This is a genomic window from Sphingomonas sp. 3-13AW (assembly GCF_049311085.1).
Classification (GTDB): domain Bacteria; phylum Pseudomonadota; class Alphaproteobacteria; order Sphingomonadales; family Sphingomonadaceae; genus Sphingomonas.
In genome coordinates this window covers 1-14,530 of record NZ_JASNVZ010000042.1, presented here as the reverse complement: position 1 = coordinate 14,530, position 14,530 = coordinate 1, and the positions used below count along the sequence as shown (strand labels likewise).

Here is a 14,530-nt window from a genome sequence, read left to right as displayed (position 1 = left end):
GGCTCGATCGCCGCCCATGCCTCATCAGACAACCAGAACAGCGCCATCACGCACCTCCCTTGATCCACACCACCGGTGAATCAGGAAAGTCTCACTCCTTCAAGCCGCTGATTGGGTTTGGACCCTAAGGCTATTATCTTTACCCAAACACACCTTTGTCGACCTTACCGTAGGTCGCAAATGGGACGCTAAACGGCCTAACGCGCGACAATCCCCAGCTGCTTTACAAGCACCGCCAACACCTCCGCCATCCGGTTGTCGTCCAGCCGCCCCAGCGCATCCGCTACCCGGGTCTCGATGGTCGCGATCTTGGCGGTGCGCACCAGCGACGGCGCCGGCAAGCCGCACATCTCGTGTCCCTGTTCGACGGCCACATCGTCCGGCCAGCGACGGTTGGCCGCGCTGGTGATCATCAGCACCCACAGAAGCGCGCCGTCCGGGCCGACGTTGCTCGCTACCACCAGTGCCGGTCGCCGCTGCCGCGTCTCCCGGTCGGTGTAGGGAAAGGGCACCCGCACGATCGTGCCGGGCTCAAAGCTTGGCATATGCCTCCGCGTCTGCGGCACTCGCCCATTCCGTGAAGGTCGCGAACGGATCGTCTACCGCGTCTGCGCGGGTCAAGATTACCCGGTCGCCCTCAATCTCATAGGCGACGCGATCACCTTCCTTCAGCCCGAGCGCGATGCGGACTGCTCGGGGGATGGTCGTCTGCGCCTTGCTGGTCAGCCGGGAGTGGATCATAGTGCGACAGTAAGGAACATCCTTACCTCCCGCAAGTGCCCCCACCCTCGCAACCGCCGCCCACCCTCCCTATCTCCCGGCTCTGGCATCCCGCACAGAACGGAAGTAGAACGCCCTCCATGAGTCTGACCCACATCTCCGTCCGCGGCGCGCGGGAACATAATCTCAAGGGCGTCGACATCGACATCCCGCGCGATACGCTCACGGTGATCACCGGCCTGTCGGGATCGGGCAAGTCCAGCCTCGCCTTCGACACCATCTATGCAGAGGGGCAGCGCCGCTACGTGGAGTCGCTCTCCGCCTATGCGCGCCAGTTCCTTGAGATGATGCAGAAGCCCGATGTCGAGCATATCGAGGGGCTCTCCCCCGCGATCTCGATCGAGCAGAAGACGACCAGCCGCAATCCCCGCTCCACGGTCGCCACCGTGACGGAGATCTATGATTACATGCGCCTGTTGTGGGCGCGGATCGGCATTCCCTATTCGCCGGTCACGGGCCTGCCGATCTCGGCGCAGACCGTCAGCCAGATGGTCGATCGCGTGCTCGCCCTGCCCGACGGCACCCGCCTGCTGCTGCTCGCCCCCGTCGTGCGCGGCCGCAAGGGGGAGTATCGCCGCGAACTCGCCGAATGGCAGAAGGCCGGCTTCCAGCGCGTCCGCATCGATGGCGAGGTCTATCTGATCGAGGACGCGCCCGCGCTCGACAAGAAGTACAAGCACGATATCGAGGTGGTGGTCGACCGGCTCGTGACCGGCGGCGACATCGCCACGCGCCTTGCCGACAGCTTCGAAACCGCGCTGAAGCTCGCCGACGGCCTTGCCTATGTCGACCTGGTCGACGCGGTGGTGCCGGGCCGCGAGGATGAGGCGGCCGCGGGCGGCAACATGAAGAAGGCCGGCATTCCGGCCAACCGCATCGTCTTTTCCGAACGCTTCGCCTGCCCCGTCTCCGGCTTCACCATTGCCGAGATCGAGCCGCGGCTGTTCTCGTTCAACGCGCCCCAGGGTGCCTGCCCCGCCTGCGACGGCCTCGGCGAAAAGCTGGAGTTCGACGCGGATCTCGTGGTCCCCAACCATGATCTCACGATCAAGAAGGGCGCGATCGTGCCCTGGGCCAAGTCGAACCCGCCCTCGCCCTATTACATGCAGGTGCTGGGCAGCCTCGCGCGCGAATTCGGCTTCAGCCTCGATACCGCGTGGAAGGACCTGCCGGGCGAGGTCCAGTTCCTCATCCTCTACGGCACCGCGGGCAAGCCCGTGACCCTCACCTTCGTCGACGGCAAGAAGTCGTACGACGTGAAAAAGCCGTTCGAGGGCGTGATCGGCAATTTGAACCGCCGCATGCTCCAGACCGAGAGCGCCTGGATGCGCGAGGAGCTCTCCAAGTACCAGGCCAGCCACCCCTGCGAGACCTGCGGCGGTGCCCGCCTGAAGCCGGAGGCGCTCGCCGTGAAGGTCGCGGGCGAGGATATCGCCCATGCCACCCATCTCTCGGTGGTGGACGCGCTCGCCTGGTTCCAGGCGCTGCCCGCCAAGCTCAACGACCAGCACCGCGCCATTTCGACCGCGATCCTCAAGGAGATCGACGCCCGCCTCGGCTTCCTCAACAACGTCGGGCTCGACTATCTCAACCTCAACCGCACCTCCGGCACGCTGTCGGGCGGTGAGAGCCAGCGGATCCGCCTCGCCTCCCAGATCGGCTCGGGCCTGTCGGGCGTCCTCTACGTCCTCGACGAGCCCTCGATCGGCCTGCACCAGCGCGACAACGACATGCTGCTCGCCACCCTCCGCCGCCTGCGCGACCTCGGCAACACGGTGCTGGTGGTCGAGCATGACGAGGATGCGATCCGCACCGCCGACTATGTGATCGACATGGGCCCCGGCGCTGGCGTCCACGGCGGAGAGGTCGTGGCGCAGGGCACGCTGCCCCAAGTGCTCGCCACCCCCGGCTCGGTCACCGCCGACTATCTCAACGGCACCCGCGAGGTCCCCCTCCCCGCCACGCGCCGCAAGGGCACGGGCAAGAAGCTCACCGTCCACAACGCCACCGCCAACAACCTCACGGGCGTCACCGCCTCGATCCCGCTCGGCACCTTCACCTGCATCACCGGCGTCTCGGGCTCGGGCAAGTCCAGCTTCACCATCGACACGCTCTTCGCCGCCGCCGCCCGCCAGCTCAACGGCGCGCGCGTGCTGGCGGGCAAGCACGACAAGATCACCGGCCTCCAGCACCTCGACAAGGTCATCGACATCGACCAGTCGCCGATCGGCCGCACCCCGCGCTCGAACCCGGCCACCTACACCGGCGCCTTCACCCAGATTCGCGACTGGTTCGCCGGCCTCCCCGAAGCGCAGGCGCGCGGCTACAAGCCCGGCCGCTTCAGCTTCAACGTCAAGGGCGGCCGGTGCGAGGCGTGCCAGGGCGACGGCGTGCTCAAGATCGAGATGCACTTCCTCCCCGACGTCTATGTCGAGTGCGACGTCTGCCACGGCGCCCGCTACAACCGCGAAACGCTGGAGGTGAAGTTCAAGGGCAAGTCCATCGCCGACGTGCTCGACATGACGGTCGAGGACGCGCACGAGTTCTTCAAGGCGGTGCCCCCGATCCGCGACAAGATGGCGATGCTCGCCGAAGTCGGCCTCGGCTATGTCAAGGTCGGCCAGCAGGCGACGACCCTCTCGGGCGGCGAGGCGCAGCGCGTCAAGCTCGCCAAGGAGCTCGCCCGCCGTGCCACCGGCAACACCCTCTACATCCTCGACGAGCCCACCACCGGCCTCCATTTCGAGGACGTGCGCAAGCTCCTGGAAGTGCTCCACGCGCTGGTCGAGCAGGGCAACACCGTCGTCGTGATCGAGCACAACCTCGACGTCATCAAGACCGCCGACTGGATCATCGATCTGGGCCCGGAGGGCGGCGTCAAGGGCGGCGAGATCGTCGCCGAAGGCACGCCGGAGCAGGTGGCGAAGGAACCGCGGAGTTATACGGGCAAGTATCTTGCGCCGTTGCTGAAGCGGCGGAAGGTGGCGCAGGCGGCGGAGTGAAAGATCTCGGCCGCCGGTTCGCTACATCTTGCTCTCGCAGTCTTGACCTAGCACGATCCTAAAGCCACTTTGGCTTAGGCTTATTTTTTGAGTGCTTTTCAGATGATGATCGACTGGATAGACTTCGGGCAAGTATCTGCGGAGCGCGATGAGAATTTGTCGAGCTATTTTTTCGAGAATGGTGTCCTTCAGGCCGTAATGGGTAATCGTTACCGGTTTCTCGTGTTAGGGCGCAAAGGTGCTGGAAAAACGGCAGTGTTCCAGCATTTTAACGATAACCCGGATCGCTACATTGCCAATGAAGACATCTCTATCAGCCTATCCCTTCAGAATTATAGCTGGGATGTCCATGGATTACTTGCCACTGAGGGGAAAGCTTCCTCACTGGCGTACATCCAGTCTTGGAAGTATGTTATCTACCTCCTTGCTGCCAAGGCCCTTATTGAGCGGGGCGTAAGACATAAAAGCCTAACTAAAGTCGAAAAAATAATCTCTCGGATCTATTCATCGCCGACCCCCTCACTAGGGCAAATCGTCGGTGACAAGATTCTTCAGCTTAGCAAGCTCAAATTACCGAGTGTAGGCCTCGATCTTTCGGATGTTGGGCTAAGCGAAATAACGGCCGATGCTGGAGAGGTCTCGTTCGCCGATGTTCGGGATGATGACCGGCTTCAGATTTCGCTTAACCGCTCGTTAGAACGTATCACGGAAATCCTAGAGTCCTGCTTGGCTGATGTCATTCGCGATGGCCGGAAAGTGATCGTGTCATTTGACCGAATTGATGAAGCTTGGGATACGGCATCTTTTGGCGTTAGCCAAAGAATCATCGCAGGTCTTATCGGAGCGTCAGAGTACATAAATTCCAAGTTCAAGGATAGTCTTCGACCGGTCATTTTCCTCCGCGAGGATATCTTCGAAACGATAGATATAAATGACCGGAATAAGCTTCGATCCGATTGCGGGGAACTGCTGGCATGGACGAAGGACGGTCTTTCGCGAATGATTCTGGAGAGAATCAACTTTTTTTCGGCACGGGCTGGAGAAAAGAAAATCGCGCGCGTCGAGGACCTGTTCGATAAAGATCAAATGCGGCAGCAACGTGCCCCCTTCGATCACATCATGCTGCGAACGATGCTTCGCCCCAGAGATGTCATTCGCTACTTTCAGTTGATTAAGGGCGACATGATTTCGCGTCGCGACAATCCGTTTGAGGAGGAAACTGTCAGCGAGGACCGGTTGGAATGTCAGGCCATCTACAACTCAGAGCCAGCGTATTCCGAGTGGCTTGTTGAAGAGCTAAAGGATGAGTGGCGCACCCAACACCCGATCATCAACAGCTTGTTTGCCGCAATCCAAAGCAACGGGAAAACTAACTTTTCTAAAGAGGATTTCGGCACAGCACTACACCAGGTAGGGGTGGAAGCGACGCCGCTAGAAGTTAATGGGCACCTGAAGTTCTTGTTCGACAACTCCATTGTAGGGTTTAGAGTTGGCAAGTCCAATCAGTGGCGGTATAAATGCTTTTTCAGCTCTCAGGGATTCGTTGACTCAAAGTTGTATAAAGTACACGACGGTTTGCATCGCGGCTTAAATCTCACGGAAAGTCGGGCAGTCGGAGACACTCTCAACGCGCAGATTGAGGGGTAAAAAGGCCCGCTTCGTGAACTAGCGGCGGAGTTACAGTCCAGCCGCCTTCCGCAGCGCCTCGTTCATCCGCCCTGCCAGCCCGGCCCTTCGGCGCGAAACCGCTCGATCACGTCGGGGTCCAGCCGCAGCGTCACCTGCTGCTTGGCACGGCCCCGCGACGGCGGCCGCCCGCGCACCATGCCGTTCGGGCCGAGATAGCCCGCCGCCGGCCGGATCATCTTGTCGCCGACGCGGAACTCGGCGGCGTCGATCATGTCCTTGGTCCATTCCGGCAGGTCCGGATCGTCCCATTCGGGCGGCAAAACGGGCTTATTCTCGCTCATTGCACTTCCTCGATGCGTCTGCAGGCTGCGCGCGTCCGCCCCGCCCGGCAAGCCAATTCGCCTCCACCTTGCGCCCACCGCCCCCAAACCCCACATCCAGCCTCAGGCCCCCGTTCCGCACGCGGAACCTTCGGCCCCTTCCGCCCATTATTCCCGCATATGCTGCCGGACTTCCGGCGGGCTCAGGAAATGGCGGCTGCCGTCCATCGGGCGGCGCTTCTCAGGAACCACAACAGGAACAACATGAACTTTTTTGAATCGATTAAGCAGACCCAGATTACCTCGCCGTCCAATCAGGCTTTCGCGGCCTTCGTGCCGCTCCATCGCCGCCTCTTCCCGGTTGATCAGTGCGCCCGCGCCATCGCGCGCCGCGCCGTCCGCGAAGTGCTCGGCTGAGCATCTGAACTGCACGCGCCGCGGCAAAGCCGCGGCGTCGGTCGGCGCCCGTAGCGCCGCCGGCCGGCCCTCGCCCGGGCGAGCCTCGCGCGCAGCTTTGCTGCGCTCTCGGGGGCGGGGCTTCTGAACTGCACGCGCCGCGGCAAAGCCGCGGCGTCGGTCGGCGCCCATAGCGCCGCCGGCCGGGCGTGCTGTGACACGCTCGCCGTAGCTGGCGCTACGTCTCGCACAGCACGCTGTCCTACAAACCCCGACTTGCGATAGATGGTCGGTCCGCCTGTTGAAGGAGGACGTCCATGCACCGCTTTCCGCCGCACGTCGCCCCGTCCCATCCGCTGCCGTCCGGCCCCGCCCCGGGCTGCCCGATGCGCACCCGCACCGTGCGCGACCTCGAACCCGACGATCCCCGCACCCGTGACTGGCTCGATCACCTCGCCGCCGGCCGCATCGGCGCGCCCGTCCCCCCGCAACCCGGCGCGCGGGAGGTCGCCGATCGCACCGCCGCCCTCTTCCGCCGCCTCGGGGCCGCCCGATGAGCGCGGCCGATGGCGTCCCCGACGCTCCCGCCCACGCCCCCGCCGCACAGGCACGCTTTCGTCACGACGGCTGGACGCCCGAACGCCAGCGCCGCTTCCTCGAATCCATCGCTGACGGCCTGACGGTGGAGGACGGCTGCGCCGTCGTCGGCCTGTCCGTCGCCTCCGCCTATGCCCTGCGCCGTCGCGCCGCCGGCGCCGGCTTCGCGCTTGGCTGGCACGCCGCCAATCTGCTGGCGCGCGAACGCATCGCCGACACGCTGCTCGCCCGCGCCCTCCACGGCCAGACCGAAACCGGCACCCGCCCCGACGGCGGCACCTGGACGCGCCACCGCTACGACAACAGCCTCGCCACCCGCATGCTCGCGCGGCTCGATGCGCAGGCCGATGCGCCCGCCGCCGCCACCGCCCACCACGCCGCACGCATCGTCGCGCAGGAGTTCGACGGCTTCCTCGACCTGCTTTCCCGCGACGCCGGCCCCGCCCGCGCCGCGCTGTTCCTCGCCGCCCGCGTGACGGACGCCGCCGATGTCGAGCCCGTCGTCGCCCTCGCCCGTGCCGATCGCTTCCTCCAGGCCGGCGCCGGCCTGGAGGAAGCGATCGGCACGGGCGAGGGCGACGACGGGCTCGACATCGGCGGCGTCCGTCACGCGGGCGGCGAGGAACAGCGCGGCGCGGGCGGGGCCGGCGTCGCGGGAAAGCAGGTCGAGGAAGCCGTCGAACTCCTGCGCGACGATGCGTGCGGCGTGGTGGGCGGTGGCGGCGGCGGGCGCATCGGCCTGCGCATCGAGCCGCGCGAGCATGCGGGTGGCGAGGCTGTTGTCGTAGCGGTGGCGCGTCCAGGTGCCGCCGTCGGGGCGGGTGCCGGTTTCGGTCTGGCCGTGGAGGGCGCGGGCGAGCAGCGTGTCGGCGATGCGTTCGCGCGCCAGCAGATTGGCGGCGTGCCAGCCAAGCGCGAAGCCGGCGCCGGCGGCGCGACGGCGCAGGGCATAGGCGGAGGCGACGGACAGGCCGACGACGGCGCAGCCGTCCTCCACCGTCAGGCCGTCAGCGATGGATTCGAGGAAGCGGCGCTGGCGTTCGGGCGTCCAGCCGTCGTGACGAAAGCGTGCCTGTGCGGCGGGGGCGTGGGCGGGAGCGTCGGGGACGCCATCGGCCGCGCTCATCGGGCGGCCCCGAGGCGGCGGAAGAGGGCGGCGGTGCGATCGGCGACCTCCCGCGCGCCGGGTTGCGGGGGGACGGGCGCGCCGATGCGGCCGGCGGCGAGGTGATCGAGCCAGTCACGGGTGCGGGGATCGTCGGGTTCGAGGTCGCGCACGGTGCGGGTGCGCATCGGGCAGCCCGGGGCGGGGCCGGACGGCAGCGGATGGGACGGGGCGACGTGCGGCGGAAAGCGGTGCATGGACGTCCTCCTTCAACAGGCGGACCGACCATCTATCGCAAGTCGGGGTTTGTAGGACAGCGTGCTGTGCGAGACGTAGCGCCAGCTACGGCGAGCGTGTCACAGCACGCCCGGCCGGCGGCGCTATGGGCGCCGACCGACGCCGCGGCTTTGCCGCGGCGCGTGCAGTTCAGAAGCCCCGCCCCCGAGAGCGCAGCAAAGCTGCGCGCGAGGCTCGCCCGGGCGAGGGCCGGCCGGCGGCGCTACGGGCGCCGACCGACGCCGCGGCTTTGCCGCGGCGCGTGCAGTTCAGATGCTCAGCCGAGCACTTCGCGGACGGCGCGGCGCGCGATGGCGCGGGCGCACTGATCAACCGGGAAGAGGCGGCGATGGAGCGGCACGAAGGCCGCGAAAGCCTGATTGGACGGCGAGGTAATCTGGGTCTGCTTAATCGATTCAAAAAAGTTCATGTTGTTCCTGTTGTGGTTCCTGAGAAGCGCCGCCCGATGGACGGCAGCCGCCATTTCCTGAGCCCGCCGGAAGTCCGGCAGCATATGCGGGAATAATGGGCGGAAGGGGCCGAAGGTTCCGCGTGCGGAACGGGGGCCTGAGGCTGGATGTGGGGTTTGGGGGCGGTGGGCGCAAGGTGGAGGCGAATTGGCTTGCCGGGCGGGGCGGACGCGCGCAGCCTGCAGACGCATCGAGGAAGTGCAATGAGCGAGAATAAGCCCGTTTTGCCGCCCGAATGGGACGATCCGGACCTGCCGGAATGGACCAAGGACATGATCGACGCCGCCGAGTTCCGCGTCGGCGACAAGATGATCCGGCCGGCGGCGGGCTATCTCGGCCCGAACGGCATGGTGCGCGGGCGGCCGCCGTCGCGGGGCCGTGCCAAGCAGCAGGTGACGCTGCGGCTGGACCCCGACGTGATCGAGCGGTTTCGCGCCGAAGGGCCGGGCTGGCAGGGCGGATGAACGAGGCGCTGCGGAAGGCGGCTGGACTGTAACTCCGCCGCTAGTTCACGAAGCGGGCCTTTTTACCCCTCAATCTGCGCGTTGAGAGTGTCTCCGACTGCCCGACTTTCCGTGAGATTTAAGCCGCGATGCAAACCGTCGTGTACTTTATACAACTTTGAGTCAACGAATCCCTGAGAGCTGAAAAAGCATTTATACCGCCACTGATTGGACTTGCCAACTCTAAACCCTACAATGGAGTTGTCGAACAAGAACTTCAGGTGCCCATTAACTTCTAGCGGCGTCGCTTCCACCCCTACCTGGTGTAGTGCTGTGCCGAAATCCTCTTTAGAAAAGTTAGTTTTCCCGTTGCTTTGGATTGCGGCAAACAAGCTGTTGATGATCGGGTGTTGGGTGCGCCACTCATCCTTTAGCTCTTCAACAAGCCACTCGGAATACGCTGGCTCTGAGTTGTAGATGGCCTGACATTCCAACCGGTCCTCGCTGACAGTTTCCTCCTCAAACGGATTGTCGCGACGCGAAATCATGTCGCCCTTAATCAACTGAAAGTAGCGAATGACATCTCTGGGGCGAAGCATCGTTCGCAGCATGATGTGATCGAAGGGGGCACGTTGCTGCCGCATTTGATCTTTATCGAACAGGTCCTCGACGCGCGCGATTTTCTTTTCTCCAGCCCGTGCCGAAAAAAAGTTGATTCTCTCCAGAATCATTCGCGAAAGACCGTCCTTCGTCCATGCCAGCAGTTCCCCGCAATCGGATCGAAGCTTATTCCGGTCATTTATATCTATCGTTTCGAAGATATCCTCGCGGAGGAAAATGACCGGTCGAAGACTATCCTTGAACTTGGAATTTATGTACTCTGACGCTCCGATAAGACCTGCGATGATTCTTTGGCTAACGCCAAAAGATGCCGTATCCCAAGCTTCATCAATTCGGTCAAATGACACGATCACTTTCCGGCCATCGCGAATGACATCAGCCAAGCAGGACTCTAGGATTTCCGTGATACGTTCTAACGAGCGGTTAAGCGAAATCTGAAGCCGGTCATCATCCCGAACATCGGCGAACGAGACCTCTCCAGCATCGGCCGTTATTTCGCTTAGCCCAACATCCGAAAGATCGAGGCCTACACTCGGTAATTTGAGCTTGCTAAGCTGAAGAATCTTGTCACCGACGATTTGCCCTAGTGAGGGGGTCGGCGATGAATAGATCCGAGAGATTATTTTTTCGACTTTAGTTAGGCTTTTATGTCTTACGCCCCGCTCAATAAGGGCCTTGGCAGCAAGGAGGTAGATAACATACTTCCAAGACTGGATGTACGCCAGTGAGGAAGCTTTCCCCTCAGTGGCAAGTAATCCATGGACATCCCAGCTATAATTCTGAAGGGATAGGCTGATAGAGATGTCTTCATTGGCAATGTAGCGATCCGGGTTATCGTTAAAATGCTGGAACACTGCCGTTTTTCCAGCACCTTTGCGCCCTAACACGAGAAACCGGTAACGATTACCCATTACGGCCTGAAGGACACCATTCTCGAAAAAATAGCTCGACAAATTCTCATCGCGCTCCGCAGATACTTGCCCGAAGTCTATCCAGTCGATCATCATCTGAAAAGCACTCAAAAAATAAGCCTAAGCCAAAGTGGCTTTAGGATCGTGCTAGGTCAAGACTGCGAGAGCAAGATGTAGCGAACCGGCGGCCGAGATCTTTCACTCCGCCGCCTGCGCCACCTTCCGCCGCTTCAGCAACGGCGCAAGATACTTGCCCGTATAACTCCGCGGTTCCTTCGCCACCTGCTCCGGCGTGCCTTCGGCGACGATCTCGCCGCCCTTGACGCCGCCCTCCGGGCCCAGATCGATGATCCAGTCGGCGGTCTTGATGACGTCGAGGTTGTGCTCGATCACGACGACGGTGTTGCCCTGCTCGACCAGCGCGTGGAGCACTTCCAGGAGCTTGCGCACGTCCTCGAAATGGAGGCCGGTGGTGGGCTCGTCGAGGATGTAGAGGGTGTTGCCGGTGGCACGGCGGGCGAGCTCCTTGGCGAGCTTGACGCGCTGCGCCTCGCCGCCCGAGAGGGTCGTCGCCTGCTGGCCGACCTTGACATAGCCGAGGCCGACTTCGGCGAGCATCGCCATCTTGTCGCGGATCGGGGGCACCGCCTTGAAGAACTCGTGCGCGTCCTCGACCGTCATGTCGAGCACGTCGGCGATGGACTTGCCCTTGAACTTCACCTCCAGCGTTTCGCGGTTGTAGCGGGCGCCGTGGCAGACGTCGCACTCGACATAGACGTCGGGGAGGAAGTGCATCTCGATCTTGAGCACGCCGTCGCCCTGGCACGCCTCGCACCGGCCGCCCTTGACGTTGAAGCTGAAGCGGCCGGGCTTGTAGCCGCGCGCCTGCGCTTCGGGGAGGCCGGCGAACCAGTCGCGAATCTGGGTGAAGGCGCCGGTGTAGGTGGCCGGGTTCGAGCGCGGGGTGCGGCCGATCGGCGACTGGTCGATGTCGATGACCTTGTCGAGGTGCTGGAGGCCGGTGATCTTGTCGTGCTTGCCCGCCAGCACGCGCGCGCCGTTGAGCTGGCGGGCGGCGGCGGCGAAGAGCGTGTCGATGGTGAAGCTGGACTTGCCCGAGCCCGAGACGCCGGTGATGCAGGTGAAGGTGCCGAGCGGGATCGAGGCGGTGACGCCCGTGAGGTTGTTGGCGGTGGCGTTGTGGACGGTGAGCTTCTTGCCCGTGCCCTTGCGGCGCGTGGCGGGGAGGGGGACCTCGCGGGTGCCGTTGAGATAGTCGGCGGTGACCGAGCCGGGGGTGGCGAGCACTTGGGGCAGCGTGCCCTGCGCCACGACCTCTCCGCCGTGGACGCCAGCGCCGGGGCCCATGTCGATCACATAGTCGGCGGTGCGGATCGCATCCTCGTCATGCTCGACCACCAGCACCGTGTTGCCGAGGTCGCGCAGGCGGCGGAGGGTGGCGAGCAGCATGTCGTTGTCGCGCTGGTGCAGGCCGATCGAGGGCTCGTCGAGGACGTAGAGGACGCCCGACAGGCCCGAGCCGATCTGGGAGGCGAGGCGGATCCGCTGGCTCTCACCGCCCGACAGCGTGCCGGAGGTGCGGTTGAGGTTGAGATAGTCGAGCCCGACGTTGTTGAGGAAGCCGAGGCGGGCGTCGATCTCCTTGAGGATCGCGGTCGAAATGGCGCGGTGCTGGTCGTTGAGCTTGGCGGGCAGCGCCTGGAACCAGGCGAGCGCGTCCACCACCGAGAGATGGGTGGCATGGGCGATATCCTCGCCCGCGACCTTCACGGCGAGCGCCTCCGGCTTCAGGCGGGCACCGCCGCAGGTCTCGCAGGGGTGGCTGGCCTGGTACTTGGAGAGCTCCTCGCGCATCCAGGCGCTCTCGGTCTGGAGCATGCGGCGGTTCAAATTGCCGATCACGCCCTCGAACGGCTTTTTCACGTCGTACGACTTCTTGCCGTCGACGAAGGTGAGGGTCACGGGCTTGCCCGCGGTGCCGTAGAGGATGAGGAACTGGACCTCGCCCGGCAGGTCCTTCCACGCGGTATCGAGGCTGAAGCCGAATTCGCGCGCGAGGCTGCCCAGCACCTGCATGTAATAGGGCGAGGGCGGGTTCGACTTGGCCCAGGGCACGATCGCGCCCTTCTTGATCGTGAGATCATGGTTGGGGACCACGAGATCCGCGTCGAACTCCAGCTTTTCGCCGAGGCCGTCGCAGGCGGGGCAGGCACCCTGGGGCGCGTTGAACGAGAACAGCCGCGGCTCGATCTCGGCAATGGTGAAGCCGGAGACGGGGCAGGCGAAGCGTTCGGAAAAGACGATGCGGTTGGCCGGAATGCCGGCCTTCTTCATGTTGCCGCCCGCGGCCGCCTCATCCTCGCGGCCCGGCACCACCGCGTCGACCAGGTCGACATAGGCAAGGCCGTCGGCGAGCTTCAGCGCGGTTTCGAAGCTGTCGGCAAGGCGCGTGGCGATGTCGCCGCCGGTCACGAGCCGGTCGACCACCACCTCGATATCGTGCTTGTACTTCTTGTCGAGCGCGGGCGCGTCCTCGATCAGATAGACCTCGCCATCGATGCGGACGCGCTGGAAGCCGGCCTTCTGCCATTCGGCGAGTTCGCGGCGATACTCCCCCTTGCGGCCGCGCACGACGGGGGCGAGCAGCAGCAGGCGGGTGCCGTCGGGCAGGGCGAGCACGCGATCGACCATCTGGCTGACGGTCTGCGCCGAGATCGGCAGGCCCGTGACCGGCGAATAGGGAATGCCGATCCGCGCCCACAACAGGCGCATGTAATCATAGATCTCCGTCACGGTGGCGACCGTGGAGCGGGGATTGCGGCTGGTCGTCTTCTGCTCGATCGAGATCGCGGGGGAGAGCCCCTCGATATGCTCGACATCGGGCTTCTGCATCATCTCAAGGAACTGGCGCGCATAGGCGGAGAGCGACTCCACGTAGCGGCGCTGCCCCTCTGCATAGATGGTGTCGAAGGCGAGGCTGGACTTGCCCGATCCCGACAGGCCGGTGATCACCGTGAGCGTATCGCGCGGGATGTCGATGTCGACGCCCTTGAGATTATGTTCCCGCGCGCCGCGGACGGAGATGTGGGTCAGACTCATGGAGGGCGTTCTACTTCCGTTCTGTGCGGGATGCCAGAGCCGGGAGATAGGGAGGGTGGGCGGCGGTTGCGAGGGTGGGGGCACTTGCGGGAGGTAAGGATGTTCCTTACTGTCGCACTATGATCCACTCCCGGCTGACCAGCAAGGCGCAGACGACCATCCCCCGAGCAGTCCGCATCGCGCTCGGGCTGAAGGAAGGTGATCGCGTCGCCTATGAGATTGAGGGCGACCGGGTAATCTTGACCCGCGCAGACGCGGTAGACGATCCGTTCGCGACCTTCACGGAATGGGCGAGTGCCGCAGACGCGGAGGCATATGCCAAGCTTTGAGCCCGGCACGATCGTGCGGGTGCCCTTTCCCTACACCGACCGGGAGACGCGGCAGCGGCGACCGGCACTGGTGGTAGCGAGCAACGTCGGCCCGGACGGCGCGCTTCTGTGGGTGCTGATGATCACCAGCGCGGCCAACCGTCGCTGGCCGGACGATGTGGCCGTCGAACAGGGACACGAGATGTGCGGCTTGCCGGCGCCGTCGCTGGTGCGCACCGCCAAGATCGCGACCATCGAGACCCGGGTAGCGGATGCGCTGGGGCGGCTGGACGACAACCGGATGGCGGAGGTGTTGGCGGTGCTTGTAAAGCAGCTGGGGATTGTCGCGCGTTAGGCCGTTTAGCGTCCCATTTGCGACCTACGGTAAGGTCGACAAAGGTGTGTTTGGGTAAAGATAATAGCCTTAGGGTCCAAACCCAATCAGCGGCTTGAAGGAGTGAGACTTTCCTGATTCACCGGTGGTGTGGATCAAGGGAGGTGCGTGATGGCGCTGTTCTGGTTGTCTGATGAGGCATGGGCGGCGATCGAGCC

Annotated in this window: 14 protein-coding genes; 8 read left to right on the top strand and 6 right to left on the bottom strand. The window is 63.9% G+C overall.

What is annotated here, in order from left to right; translation table 11 throughout:
* Positions 1 to 197: 197 nt before the first annotated feature.
* Together QP045_RS21080 and QP045_RS21075 are read right to left on the bottom strand one after the other, a co-directional pair.
* The gene (locus QP045_RS21080) at positions 198 to 545 is read right to left on the bottom strand and encodes a type II toxin-antitoxin system PemK/MazF family toxin (RefSeq protein WP_422516965.1); all 348 of its coding nucleotides are present in this window, start codon (positions 543 to 545) and stop codon (positions 198 to 200) included.
* Positions 532 to 741 (bottom strand): AbrB/MazE/SpoVT family DNA-binding domain-containing protein, encoded by a 210-nt coding sequence (locus QP045_RS21075; RefSeq protein ID WP_317894408.1) that lies wholly within the window; start codon positions 739 to 741, stop codon positions 532 to 534. Before QP045_RS21075 ends, QP045_RS21080 begins: the two co-directional genes overlap by 14 nt.
* A 119-nt stretch (positions 742 to 860) precedes the next feature.
* On the opposite strand from QP045_RS21075, the gene uvrA (QP045_RS21070) reads away from it, so the two are divergent.
* Both uvrA (QP045_RS21070) and QP045_RS21065 read left to right on the top strand, forming a co-directional pair.
* Complete coding sequence (gene uvrA / locus QP045_RS21070; RefSeq protein WP_422516966.1) at positions 861 to 3,782, top strand: excinuclease ABC subunit UvrA; 2,922 nt, start codon at positions 861 to 863, stop codon at positions 3,780 to 3,782.
* A 105-nt stretch (positions 3,783 to 3,887) separates the two neighbouring features.
* Positions 3,888 to 5,429 (top strand): P-loop ATPase, Sll1717 family, encoded by a 1,542-nt coding sequence (locus QP045_RS21065; protein WP_422516967.1) that lies wholly within the window; start codon positions 3,888 to 3,890, stop codon positions 5,427 to 5,429.
* 62 nt (positions 5,430 to 5,491) lie between these two features.
* Here QP045_RS21065 and QP045_RS21060 read toward each other — a convergent pair whose 3' ends face one another.
* Positions 5,492 to 5,752, bottom strand: coding sequence for a BrnA antitoxin family protein (locus QP045_RS21060; RefSeq protein ID WP_422516968.1), 261 nt, complete (start codon positions 5,750 to 5,752; stop codon positions 5,492 to 5,494).
* 159 nt (positions 5,753 to 5,911) lie between these two features.
* Between QP045_RS21060 and QP045_RS21055 the strand changes: the two genes are divergently transcribed.
* The 3 genes from QP045_RS21055 (at position 5,912) to QP045_RS21045 (ending at position 7,955) form a co-directional block, all read left to right on the top strand.
* Positions 5,912 to 6,148, top strand: a complete 237-nt coding sequence (locus QP045_RS21055; RefSeq protein WP_422516969.1) for a hypothetical protein — start codon at positions 5,912 to 5,914, stop codon at positions 6,146 to 6,148.
* A gap of 296 nt (positions 6,149 to 6,444) precedes the next feature.
* Positions 6,445 to 6,684, top strand: a complete 240-nt coding sequence (locus QP045_RS21050) for a hypothetical protein (protein ID WP_422516971.1) — start codon at positions 6,445 to 6,447, stop codon at positions 6,682 to 6,684.
* On the top strand, positions 6,681 to 7,955 hold the full coding sequence (locus tag QP045_RS21045) for a hypothetical protein (protein WP_422516970.1): 1,275 nt from the start codon (positions 6,681 to 6,683) through the stop codon (positions 7,953 to 7,955). Before QP045_RS21050 ends, QP045_RS21045 begins: the two co-directional genes overlap by 4 nt.
* 427 nt (positions 7,956 to 8,382) lie before the next feature.
* Here the strand turns inward: QP045_RS21045 and QP045_RS21040 are convergent, their stop codons facing one another.
* A complete protein-coding gene (locus tag QP045_RS21040; protein ID WP_422516969.1) occupies positions 8,383 to 8,619 on the bottom strand; it encodes a hypothetical protein in 237 nt (78 codons plus the stop codon).
* A gap of 159 nt (positions 8,620 to 8,778) precedes the next feature.
* Between QP045_RS21040 and QP045_RS21035 the strand changes: the two genes are divergently transcribed.
* Complete coding sequence (locus QP045_RS21035) at positions 8,779 to 9,039, top strand: BrnA antitoxin family protein (protein ID WP_422516968.1); 261 nt, start codon at positions 8,779 to 8,781, stop codon at positions 9,037 to 9,039.
* Between the two features lie 62 nt (positions 9,040 to 9,101).
* Here QP045_RS21035 and QP045_RS21030 read toward each other — a convergent pair whose 3' ends face one another.
* Both QP045_RS21030 and uvrA (QP045_RS21025) read right to left on the bottom strand, forming a co-directional pair.
* On the bottom strand, positions 9,102 to 10,643 hold the full coding sequence (locus QP045_RS21030; RefSeq protein ID WP_422516967.1) for a P-loop ATPase, Sll1717 family: 1,542 nt from the start codon (positions 10,641 to 10,643) through the stop codon (positions 9,102 to 9,104).
* A 105-nt stretch (positions 10,644 to 10,748) separates the two neighbouring features.
* On the bottom strand, positions 10,749 to 13,670 hold the full coding sequence (gene uvrA / locus QP045_RS21025; RefSeq protein ID WP_422516966.1) for an excinuclease ABC subunit UvrA: 2,922 nt from the start codon (positions 13,668 to 13,670) through the stop codon (positions 10,749 to 10,751).
* A gap of 119 nt (positions 13,671 to 13,789) precedes the next feature.
* On the opposite strand from uvrA (QP045_RS21025), the gene QP045_RS21020 reads away from it, so the two are divergent.
* Together QP045_RS21020 and QP045_RS21015 are read left to right on the top strand one after the other, a co-directional pair.
* The gene (locus QP045_RS21020; RefSeq protein WP_317894408.1) at positions 13,790 to 13,999 is read left to right on the top strand and encodes an AbrB/MazE/SpoVT family DNA-binding domain-containing protein; all 210 of its coding nucleotides are present in this window, start codon (positions 13,790 to 13,792) and stop codon (positions 13,997 to 13,999) included.
* Positions 13,986 to 14,333, top strand: coding sequence for a type II toxin-antitoxin system PemK/MazF family toxin (locus tag QP045_RS21015; RefSeq protein ID WP_422516965.1), 348 nt, complete (start codon positions 13,986 to 13,988; stop codon positions 14,331 to 14,333). Before QP045_RS21020 ends, QP045_RS21015 begins: the two co-directional genes overlap by 14 nt.
* Positions 14,334 to 14,530: the final 197 nt, after the last annotated feature.

Bases quoted from the DNA above. Each gene is read 5' to 3' on its own strand.
- QP045_RS21080 (WP_422516965.1), bottom strand. From the start codon at position 545: ATGCCAAGCTTTGAGCCCGGCACGATCGTGCGGGTGCCCTTTCCCTAC.
- QP045_RS21075 (WP_317894408.1), bottom strand. From the start codon at position 741: ATGATCCACTCCCGGCTGACCAGCAAGGCGCAGACGACCATCCCCCGA.
- uvrA (WP_422516966.1), top strand. From the start codon at position 861: ATGAGTCTGACCCACATCTCCGTCCGCGGCGCGCGGGAACATAATCTC.
- QP045_RS21065 (WP_422516967.1), top strand. From the start codon at position 3,888: ATGATCGACTGGATAGACTTCGGGCAAGTATCTGCGGAGCGCGATGAG.
- QP045_RS21060 (WP_422516968.1), bottom strand. From the start codon at position 5,752: ATGAGCGAGAATAAGCCCGTTTTGCCGCCCGAATGGGACGATCCGGAC.
- QP045_RS21055 (WP_422516969.1), top strand. From the start codon at position 5,912: ATGCTGCCGGACTTCCGGCGGGCTCAGGAAATGGCGGCTGCCGTCCAT.
- QP045_RS21050 (WP_422516971.1), top strand. From the start codon at position 6,445: ATGCACCGCTTTCCGCCGCACGTCGCCCCGTCCCATCCGCTGCCGTCC.
- QP045_RS21045 (WP_422516970.1), top strand. From the start codon at position 6,681: ATGAGCGCGGCCGATGGCGTCCCCGACGCTCCCGCCCACGCCCCCGCC.
- QP045_RS21040 (WP_422516969.1), bottom strand. From the start codon at position 8,619: ATGCTGCCGGACTTCCGGCGGGCTCAGGAAATGGCGGCTGCCGTCCAT.
- QP045_RS21035 (WP_422516968.1), top strand. From the start codon at position 8,779: ATGAGCGAGAATAAGCCCGTTTTGCCGCCCGAATGGGACGATCCGGAC.
- QP045_RS21030 (WP_422516967.1), bottom strand. From the start codon at position 10,643: ATGATCGACTGGATAGACTTCGGGCAAGTATCTGCGGAGCGCGATGAG.
- uvrA (WP_422516966.1), bottom strand. From the start codon at position 13,670: ATGAGTCTGACCCACATCTCCGTCCGCGGCGCGCGGGAACATAATCTC.
- QP045_RS21020 (WP_317894408.1), top strand. From the start codon at position 13,790: ATGATCCACTCCCGGCTGACCAGCAAGGCGCAGACGACCATCCCCCGA.
- QP045_RS21015 (WP_422516965.1), top strand. From the start codon at position 13,986: ATGCCAAGCTTTGAGCCCGGCACGATCGTGCGGGTGCCCTTTCCCTAC.